We start from the raw sequence: 5,819 nt of genomic DNA, 5'->3' as shown, positions 1-5,819 counted from the left end.
CGAGACTCGAATCGAGCGCCAGCGTCGCCGCGACGAGTTGGTCGGGCGTTCCGAGACACGGCCCCCCCCCCCCAGCGGGACAGCCGACTCGGCCGGCGGCGGCGACGACGGCGGTGTAGGCGACCGCGCCGACGGCCGCATCGAACGGTCGCCAGACGTGCTCTAAGGACAGCGCCGCGACGAGTTTCACACCGAGACCGCCGACGAACATGACGACGAACCCGCCGGTCAGCAACGCGACAGTGAGTCGGAACGCGTCGCTCGGAACGTCGACGGCGAGCGTCGCGACGACGGGGACGACGACCCACCCGAGCAATCCGAGGAGGGCCGCGACCGTCGTCGGCGACCGACCACCGGGTTCGATGCCGTTGACCGACAGCGTCCGGCGGTAGGCCGCCCGGCCGACGAGGACGACGGCGACGAGACAGACGACCGCGAAGGCGAGGACGAACGACAGCGACGCCCAGTACAGCAGCGACTCGTCGGTACCCGGCAGGTAGGCGAACAGCAGGAACACCAAGGCGGCAAAGCCGATACCGGCGACGGCCGCGGTGCGGACGTGACGGCGAACCTCCAGTTCGGCGACGAGGGCGGCGACGCCGGGGCGGTCGGGTCGGTCGGCGGAGTCGGCGGACACACCCGGACTAGCGGCGGGAGCCACATAAGCCGTACAGGTTCGACGTGAGCGTGTTCTCGGACAGACGGAAAACCCGGCGGGTATCAGTAAGCCTAAGAACGAACGGGTGAGCAGTGATAATAATGACTACCCTCGGTACGGCGAACGCCGCTCCCGGCGAGATGGATACGGGGCGGCTGTCGGTCGGCGAGGCGCGTGACGGCTCCGAGGTCGGCCTCCCCGTCGCGGTCGTAAACGGCGCTCGCGACGGGAAGACGCTCTACATCCAAGCCGTCTCCGACGGCGACGAACTCAACGGACTGGGCGTCCTGCAGCGACTCGTTCCACAACTCGACCCGGCCGATATCGCCGGCGAGATACGTATCGTCGGCATCGTCAACCACTACGGCTTCCAGGTCGCCGAACACCGCAACCCCATCGACGACACGAAACTCAACCGCACCTACCCCGGCGACGCCACCGGCACCTCCTCGGAGCGAATCGCCGCAGCGACCTTCGAGGCCGCCAGCGACGCCGACCTCATCCTCGACCTCCATCAGGGGTCGACCTCCCGAATGTTGAACGAGACGCGCGTCCGCTGTGGTTCCCGCCACCGCCTGCACCGGGACTGTCTCGAACTCGCGAAGGTGTTCGACTGCGGCTACATCTTAGACCAGAAGGGTCCCGACGGGCAGCTGGCGCGTGCGGCCCCCGACGAAGGGATTCCCACGATAGACCCCGAACTCGGCGGCGCGGTGGGGTGGGACGAGGAGTCCATTCAGAAGGGCGTCAAAGGCGTGTTCAACGTGCTGCATCACTACGGCTTCCTCGAGGGGAGCGTCGAATCGCGGCCGCAGACCCGCGCTACCGGGTTCGAACAGTACGGCTCCCCGTCCGGTGGGCTCACGAAGTTCGCCGTCGACCTCGGCGACGAAGTGTCCCGCGGTGACACCCTGTTCGAGGTGACCGACCCATTCGGCAGCGTCAAGGCCGAAGTGACCGCCGATTCGGAGGGTATCTTCTGGCGGCGACGGCGACTCCCGCAGGTCGCCACCGGCGAGTACGTCTGCTCGGTCGGGACCGATATCGACCAGTTCTGACGCCACGAACGGTCCTGTTCCGGTCCGACCCGTTCGCACCCACCGAAACCGACACGGCGACCGCGGCCGACCGTCCGATATGAGCCTTCGTTGTCCGGCCTGTGGCGATAGTTACGCCGACCGCTGGCGCTGTCGCTGTGGGGCGCCACTGGAGTTTTCCGACCAGCCGCTGCCACCGACCGAAACGCCCGAAGACGCGTCCATCGACCCACGAAATGGGCTGTGGACCTTCGAGGATTTCCTGCCGGTGGGCGCCGACCCGTCCGACCGCGTGACGTTGGGGGAGGGGTACACGCCGATGGTCGACGTACCGGAGTGGGACGCGACGTTCAAACTGGAGTACGTCTTCCCCACCGGGTCGTTCAAGGACCGCGGGGCGACGGCGACGCTCACGCGCGCGATGGAGGTCGGCGCCGACCGCATCGTCGAGGACTCCTCGGGCAACGCCGGTGCGGCCATCGCCACCTACGCCGCCCGCGCCGGCATCGACGCCGAAATCTACGTGCCCGCGGGCGTCAAGGAATCGAAAGTGAAAGCGATTCGCCGCGCCGGCGCCGACGTGGTGCGCGTCGAGGGGAGCCGCGAAGACGTGACCGACGCCTGTATCGACGCCGTAACCGACGGCGAGGCGTGGTACGCCAGCCACGCGTGGAACCCGGCCTTCTTCGCCGGTACGGCGACGATGGCCTACGAAATCGCACACCAGCGCGATTGGTCGGTTCCCGACGCCGTCGTGATGCCGCTCGGTCACGGCACGATGTTCCTCGGTGCCTACGGCGGCTTCCGGGCGCTACGGGACGCCGGGTGGACCGACCGGGTGCCGAAACTCCTCGGCGCGCAGGCGGCCGGTTACGCCCCCATCGCCGCCGAACTCCACGGCAAAGACGCTGTGGTCGGAGACAACACCGTCGCCGACGGGATTCAGATTCGACAGCCGGTTCAGAAGGATTCCATCCTCGATGCCATCGAAGCGACCGACGGCGACGCGATTGCACTGTCGAAGGAGGCCGTCGCCTCGGAACTGAAAACGCCTCCACCGCGCCGGGTTCTACACCGAACCGACGTGTGCAGTCGCACCCGCCGCAGCGGAGGTGTACCGAAATCGGGGCGTCATCGAGTCGGACGACGACGTGGTCGTCCCGCTCTCGGGAAGCGGGCTGAAGGGGTAGCTCAGAAACCGAGCGTGCGTTTGATGCGGCCGAAGAGGCCGCTTCGTTCGTCGGCGCCCGGTGCCGACTCGGTCAGTCCGTCGGGGCTGTCGGGACTGTCGGCCTCGACGACCGTCCGGCCAGCGCGTTCACAGTACGGACACGCCTCGAGGTCGTCGTAGTGGGGGAGGCCACACGACTGACAGGTCGTCCGCGTTCGCTCGGAGGTCTCCGAAGCCTCGAAGACGAAGCCACCGTCGTCGGCGGCGGATGACTCTTCGGTGCCACAGTACGGACAGGCCCCTGCATCGGCGTAGAACGGCAACTCACACGCTTCACAGACGGTTCGACGCCGTCCCGCTGACTGACTTGCCATACCGAGACGTGTCGGTATCCGCTAATAAAGAGTGAGGAACGTTCACACGAACCACACTACGATTCCGGATGCGTCGGTGCGTCGAATCCCCCTCTCACGAGGGGTTTGGCGATGTGGCGACGCGCCCGCGGCGGCACCTCGTACCACCCGACCGACAGTTCGCGGTCGAGTTGGCGCTCGACTTTCCCGTCGGCGACCGTCCCGCAGTCTCGACACCGGTAGCCCTGCCCCCGGCCCGCGGACTCCATCGACCGGCCACACGACGAACACGTCGGCGTCACGAGTTCCGTGCGGTCGAGGTCCCGAACCGCGAACTTCTCCAGTTTCAGGGTCCCGTCTTTCAGTTCCCCACAGACGGTGAGTTCGTCGCCGGGGCGGAGCGCCCGGACGTGCTCGCGGAACCGCTTGGTCGGTTCGAAGGCCGCACAGCGGAGTTCCGCCTCGCCGTCGCCGACCCGGAAGAAGACGTGGCCGCCCCGCCGCGTCTCCGGGGCCGTCCGGACCGTCGCGTCGAGTCGGTAGGAGCGACCCTCGCGTGCAGTCGAAACGGTCCCCTCTCGGAGGTGGCCGTCTGTCCCCTGATTCGTCACGAACGTCCGTTCTCGGTCGACCGATTCACTCCGGATTCGGTCGGCGACCGCACGGCAGGCCGCGGCGTCGTCACCACGGATGCCGTACAGAACCGGCCCCGGCGTCCGGGGGACACAGACGACCTCGCCGCTTTCCCGGTCGACAGTGTCCCACACCGTCGGATAGTACTCGTCGGCGGCCTCGAAGACAGACTCGGCGTCGACATCGCGGTCGGTCCCCCACCGCCGGCGCTCGCGGTAGGTGATGTGTTCGTAGGTCCACTCCTCGAAGGCACGCCACGCGCCGACGGCCGCAAGCGCGCCGATGACGCCGCGGCCGTTCTTCCAGCGACGAACCCGGAAACCCGCCTCCTCGGCGAGGTTTACTGCGTCCGCGCGGTCGTGGTGGTCCCGAACGGCCGCCCGAGCGAAGGCCGCGACCGATTCGGGAACTGCTTCGGGCGCCCCCGCCGCAACGACGATTCCGGGGTTGGTTCGGTCGTCGTCGGTTTCGGCTGCGCCGTCGACGACACTCGCCGCCACCTCGAAGGCGGCCTCGACCGACGCATCGGTGTGGACGGCGAGCGCCGCGTTTCCGCGCGTTTTGTGTTCGACCGCCGGGTTACATCGGACGAGTAAGACTCGCTCGACGGCCGCCCCGGCGTCAGCGAGTCGCCGAGCGACGGTGTCGGCGGCGTAGGTCGTACACATCCCCCGCTCGCGGGAGTCGGTGTCGTCCAACCCGATGACTGTCACGACATCGGGTAGGACACCACCGCCTAACGGGGTTTCGGTCGGCGTTCCGACGCCGTGTCACTAGCTGTCCCAACCGCCAGATAGCGGCGGTATCGCTGGGGAAAACGATTTAACTGGCGAATGGCTTATGTATCACTATGTCACGGTCCGCACTGGTTGGTAACATCACCGCGATGCTCGAGGACGCAGGCTTCACGGTGAGCGACCGGTGTGCAATCCGTCCCAAGAGCTTCGACATCGCCGCACGGCGCGGCGACGACGTGTTGCTGTTGAAACTGCTCGCCAACATCGACGCCTTCGACGGCTACACCGGCGCGGAGATGCGCCGCCTCGGCGAGTACCTCGACGCGACGCCGCTCGTCATCGGGTTGCGAACCCGAAACGAGGAACTCAAACCCGGCGTCATCTACTTCCGCCACGGCGTCCCGGTGTTCTCGCCGGACACCGCGATGGATTTGTTCATCGAGGAGGTGCCACCGCTCATCTACGCCGCACCCGGCGGCCTGTACGTCAACATCGACGGCGAGTTGCTCTCGGAGGTCCGCTCCGAGGAGGAGATGTCGCTCGGCAAACTCGCGAACGAACTCGGCGTCTCCCGCCGCACCGTCTCGAAGTACGAGGACGGCATGAGCGCGAGCGTCGAAGTCGCGGCGGAACTGGAGGAGATATTCGACCGCCCGCTCGCGAACCCCGTCGAGGTGCTCGAGGGCGCCGAGGAGGTCCGCGACGAGATGGACGACCCCGGCGAACCCGAGGCCGACCCCGACGACGCACACCTCATCACCGTCCTCACGCGGGTCGGCTTCGACGTTCACCCGACGATGCGGGCGCCGTTCAAGGCAGTCAGCGAAGACGAGGCCCGCGAGCGGAAGATGCTCACCGGCCACTCCGATTTCAACCGCACCGCCGAGAAGCGTGCCCGCATCATGTCGTCGGTCGGCGAGGTCACCCGGACCCGGTCGGTGTACGTCGTCGACCGCGCCCGACAGGAATCCGTCGAGGGGACCGCCCTCATCGAGCGAGAGGAAATCGAGCGCATCGACGACCCCGAGGAACTGGAGGATATCATCCGCGAACGCGCCGGACTGGAAGAACCGGCCTGAACTGTACGTTTTTGCCGTCGTAGCCCCGACGTAGCGTATGCGCCGCCGGTCGCTGCTGGTCGGGTTGGGTGCCACACTCGCCGGCTGTTCGGGGTCCGGGGACGGCGGGGAAGCGGTCGGTGAGGTGACGCCCGCCCCGGTCCCGAAGTCA

General features: G+C 67.5%; 5 protein-coding genes and 1 pseudogene. 3 read left to right on the top strand and 3 right to left on the bottom strand.

The window, feature by feature from the left end; genetic code table 11:
- Positions 1-637 (bottom strand): hypothetical protein (locus tag GJ631_RS18100; RefSeq protein WP_197425191.1); only part of this gene is annotated, 637 nt, incomplete at its 3' end.
- Positions 638-759: 122 nt separating this feature from the next.
- Between GJ631_RS18100 and GJ631_RS18095 the strand changes: the two genes are divergently transcribed.
- Together GJ631_RS18095 and GJ631_RS18090 are read left to right on the top strand one after the other, a co-directional pair.
- On the top strand, positions 760-1,716 hold the full coding sequence (locus GJ631_RS18095; RefSeq protein WP_156710492.1) for a succinylglutamate desuccinylase/aspartoacylase family protein: 957 nt from the start codon (positions 760-762) through the stop codon (positions 1,714-1,716).
- A 79-nt stretch (positions 1,717-1,795) separates the two neighbouring features.
- Positions 1,796-2,885: pseudogene (locus GJ631_RS18090) on the top strand (pyridoxal-phosphate dependent enzyme).
- Between the two features lies 1 nt (position 2,886).
- Here GJ631_RS18090 and GJ631_RS18085 read toward each other — a convergent pair.
- Together GJ631_RS18085 and GJ631_RS18080 are read right to left on the bottom strand one after the other, a co-directional pair.
- Positions 2,887-3,240: a hypothetical protein gene (locus GJ631_RS18085; RefSeq protein WP_156710491.1), complete on the bottom strand. Its 354-nt coding sequence runs from the start codon at positions 3,238-3,240 to the stop codon at positions 2,887-2,889.
- A 56-nt stretch (positions 3,241-3,296) separates the two neighbouring features.
- Complete coding sequence (locus tag GJ631_RS18080; protein ID WP_370518735.1) at positions 3,297-4,565, bottom strand: DUF1743 domain-containing protein; 1,269 nt, start codon at positions 4,563-4,565, stop codon at positions 3,297-3,299.
- A gap of 137 nt (positions 4,566-4,702) precedes the next feature.
- Here GJ631_RS18080 and GJ631_RS18075 point away from each other — a divergent pair, with 137 nt between their 5' ends.
- Positions 4,703-5,668: a transcriptional regulator gene (locus tag GJ631_RS18075; protein WP_156710490.1), complete on the top strand. Its 966-nt coding sequence runs from the start codon at positions 4,703-4,705 to the stop codon at positions 5,666-5,668.
- Positions 5,669-5,819 lie beyond the last annotated feature (151 nt).

It is taken from the genome of Natronomonas sp. CBA1123 (genome assembly GCF_009741925.1).
Lineage (GTDB): Archaea > Halobacteriota > Halobacteria > Halobacteriales > Haloarculaceae > Natronomonas.
Note: the sequence above shows the minus strand (reverse complement) of the source record. Positions and strands in the feature narration are given on the sequence as shown.